General features: G+C 74.6%; 2 protein-coding genes. One reads left to right on the top strand and one right to left on the bottom strand.

What is annotated here, in order from left to right; translation table 11 throughout:
• Positions 1-213 precede the first annotated feature (213 nt).
• On the bottom strand, positions 214-1,320 hold the full coding sequence (gene proB / locus QK440_RS40915; RefSeq protein WP_282798342.1) for a glutamate 5-kinase: 1,107 nt from the start codon (positions 1,318-1,320) through the stop codon (positions 214-216).
• 352 nt (positions 1,321-1,672) lie between these two features.
• On the opposite strand from proB, the gene QK440_RS40910 reads away from it, so the two are divergent.
• Entirely contained in the window at positions 1,673-3,745 is a 2,073-nt protein-coding gene (locus tag QK440_RS40910) for a hypothetical protein (protein ID WP_282798341.1), read from the top strand.
• Positions 3,746-3,893: the final 148 nt, after the last annotated feature.

Below are 3,893 nucleotides of genomic sequence, written 5' to 3'. Positions count from 1 at the left end.
GGGGGGGGGGGGGGGGGGGGGGGCGGCGGGGGGGGGGGGGGGGGGGGGGGGGGGGCGGGGGGAGGGGCGGGGGGGGGGGGGGGGGGGCGGCAGGCGCGCCCGGCGGCGCCGCGGCGGGGCGGCGCGCCGGGGGCGGCGGGGGGGGGGGGGGGGGGGTTTTTGGCGGCGTACCCCCCGGGGGGGGGGGGGCCCGGGGCCCCCCCCCGCCTCGCCTCACGGGTGCAGCAGCACCAGGTCGTCGCGGTGCACCACTTCCCGCTCGTACGCGGGGCCGAGCTCGCGGGCCAGCTCGCGCGTGGAGCGGCCGAGGAGCCGGGGCAGCTCCTTGGCGTCGAAGGTGACCAGGCCGCGCGCGACGGCCCGTCCGGCGGGGTCCCGCAGTTCCACGGGGTCGCCCGCGGTGAAGTCGCCCTCGACGGCGGCGATGCCCGCGGGCAGCAGCGACTTGCGGCCCTCGACGACCGCGCGGACGGCCCCCTCGTCGAGCGTGAGGGCGCCCTGGGGTGCGGAGGCGTGCTGGAGCCAGAGCAGGCGGTCCGCCGAGCGGCGCCCGGTGGGGTGGAAGTACGTGCCCGTGTCCCGGCCCGCGAGGGCGTCGGAGGCGTGGCTGGCGGAGGTGAGCACGACGGGGATGCCCGCGGCGGCCGCGATCCGGGCGGCCTCGACCTTGGTGACCATGCCGCCGGTGCCGACGCCGGCCTTGCCCGCGCTGCCGATCTTGACGTGCGCGATGTCGGCGGGGCCGCGCACCTCGGCGACGCGGGACGTGCCCTCGGCCGCGGGGTCGCCGTCGTACAGGCCGTCGACGTCGGAGAGCAGCACCAGCAGGTCGGCGCGGACGAGGTGGGCGACGAGGGCGGCGAGCCGGTCGTTGTCGCCGAAGCGGATCTCGTCGGTGGCGACGGTGTCGTTCTCGTTGACGACGGGCAGGGCGCCCATGGCGAGGAGCTTGTCGAGGGTGCGCGAGGCGTTGCGGTGGTGGGCGCGGCGGCTGGTGTCGTCGGTGGTGAGCAGGATCTGGCCGACGCGGACGCCGTAGCGCGCGAAGGAGGCCGTGTAGCGGGCCATGAGCAGGCCCTGGCCGACGCTGGCGGCGGCCTGCTGGCGGGCGAGGTCCTTGGGGCGGCGGCGCAGCCCGAGCGGCGCGAGCCCGGCGGCGATGGCGCCCGAGGAGACCAGGACGATCTCCCGCTCGCCGCCGCCGCGGTGCTTGGCGAGGACGTCGACCAGGGCGTCGACGCGGTCCGCGTCGAGGCCGCCCGACGCGGTGGTCAGCGAGGAGGACCCCACCTTGACGACGACTCGGTGAGCTTCTGCCACGCCCTGCCTGGTCACGCGCTTCCCCAATGGTCCCGGTGCTGCTTGACCCGCAATCTACGCGACGGCGGGGGCCGGGCGCCCGCCCGTTCCGACTGGTGGATCGCACAGGGGACCGACGGGGTGCGCAGCGGGGCCCGGAAGGGCAGGGCCTCCGGACCGGCCCGCCGAAGATAAGTGACCTTTGCCCCTGTATGCGGTGATGAGTGTCACGGAAGATTGCTCCCGGGGCACCGGGCGTCATACGGTCAGGGGTCTTCTCCATATCCGCACGGGTGATGACCTCGTCCACCTGTCCGGTATCCCGTACTGCCCGCCCCCTGTCCCGACCTCCCCCCGCCAGGAGCTCAAGCCCGTGCCCTCCGCCGGACTCGCCAACCGCCGCATCGTGCAGCTCACCGCGCTGCTGACGATGTTCGCGCTCTTCACGGCGCAGCTCGTGACCGCGCTGATTCCGTACGTCCCGGTGCTCGTCGCCGCCGCGGCGGCCAACCTCGCGCTCGACATCTACCTGCAGTACAAGCAGCCGGGTCTGCTGTCCCTCCTCGGCAAGATCCGCTTCGACGTCACCGTCCGCCAGCTCCTGCGCGACATGCTGGTGCTGGTCGGGCTGTTGCGCCTGGACGACATCGACCCGTTCGACGAGCAGTCGCCGCTGACCGTGGGGCTGCTGGCGTTCTACGTCCTGCACTTCAGCTGCACGGCCGCCGCCGTCATGGTGCGCCGTACGCGGACGCTGCCGATCGTCACGCGGAACATCGACACCTCCGCGCTGCGGCTGTCCGCCGCGCCGCCGCGGATCCTCTTCCGCCAGCAGGCACGCCGCCTGCTCACCTTCTCCGTGCCGGCCACCGCGGGCCTGCTGCTCACGGCGGTCACCGGCGACGGCCACTGGGGCGGCATCGGGCTCGCCGTCTCCCTCGCCGCCATGGCGGGCGGCGCGGTGTACCTGGCGAGCTGGCTGCTGCCGGGCCGGCGCGCCAGGAACGACCAGGCGGTCATGGAGTGGCTCGACCAGTGGCTGGCCGAGTACAAGCCGACGGTCGGCATGTACTTCTCCGGCGGCACCACGTCCGCGTACCAGGCGAACATGTGGCTCTCCACGCTCGCGCAGCTCGACGGCAACCCGCTGATCGTGCTCCGCGAGCGGTTCATGGTCCAGAAGATCGACTCCACGGACGTGCCGATCATCTGCTTCCCGAAGGTCGCCACGATGTTCTCCCTGGAGGAGTCGACGCTGAAGGTGCTGCTACACCCGGCGAACGCGGCGAAGACCTCGCAGGTGCTGCGCATCCCGTCGATCAAGCACGCCTTCATCAACCACGGCGAGAGCGACAAGCTGTCCTCCTGCAACCCGTACGCGAAGGCGTACGACGAGGTGTGGGTCGCGGGTCCCGCCGCGCGCGAGCGCTACCAGCTCGCCGACATCGGCGTCGACGACAAGGACGTCGTCGAGGTGGGCCGCCCGCAGCTCTCCCCCATCCGCCCGTACGCGGGCCCGCCCACCGGGGCGTACACGACCGTCCTGTACGCGCCCACCTGGGAGGGCTGGGACGGCAACCCGGGCAACACCTCGGTCGTCCTCGCGGGCGAGAACATCGTCCGGCACCTGCTCGCCGACCCCGGGGTGCGCCTCATCTACAAGCCGCACCCGATGACCGGTTCGCAGAACGCGGCCGCCGGTGCCGCCAACGAGCGCATCAAGGCCATGATCCGCGAGGCCGCCGCGCAGCGCTCCGGCCCCCGTCCCGGCCCCGAGGCCGCCGCCGAGCTGGCCCGCCGCACCGAGGAGCTGAACCTCCTCACGGCGAAGAAGTTCCGCAGGAGCGCGGACGAACAGGAGCGCATGATGCTCCAGGGCAAGCCGGACGGCGACGTCCGCGCCGCGATCACCGAGGCGACGCTGGCCTGGGAGTCCGCGTACTGGGCGTCCCTGCCGGAGTGGGAGCACCAGGTCGTCACGGAGTCGCGCCCGGCGATCTTCTCCTGCTTCAACCAGGCCGACCTGCTCATCAGCGACGTCTCCTCGGTGGTCTCGGACTGGCTGAGCAGCGAGAAGCCGTACGCCGTGGCCAACACGTCGGGGATGAGCGAGGCGGACTTCCGCGCCGGCTTCCCGACGGTGCGGGCCGCGACGATCCTCGCGCCGGAGGCGGAGGGCGTGCCCGCGCTCCTCGCGGCCGTGCGCGACCCGGAGCGGGACGAGTACGCCGAGGAGCGCGGCGCGCTCAAGGAGCACCTGCTCGGGCCCTCCGACCCGCCCTCCCTCGTCCGCTTCAACGAGGCGGCGCTGGCGCTGGCCGCGAAGGCGGACGAGCGGCGTGCCCGCGCCGCGGCGCGGGTCTCCGCGGAGATCCCCGCGCAGCGGGAGGAGGCCGCGGAGGCCGCCGCCGAAGCCGCGGAGGCGGAGGAGCTGGAGTCGGCGTAGGCCTGGCCGTACACGCCGTACGTACGGCGTACGTATGCCGAAGGGGCCCCCGCGCGCAAAGCGGCCGGGGCCCCAGGGGCCCCGGGGGGGGGGGGGGCCCCCCGGGGGGCGCCCCCCCCCCCGGGGGAAACACGCGGGAGAGGGGGGA

The sequence above is a fragment of the Streptomyces sp. CC224B genome (assembly GCF_030010595.1).
Taxonomy (GTDB): domain Bacteria; phylum Actinomycetota; class Actinomycetes; order Streptomycetales; family Streptomycetaceae; genus Streptomyces; species Streptomyces longispororuber.
This window is presented reverse-complemented; position numbering and strand designations above follow the sequence as displayed.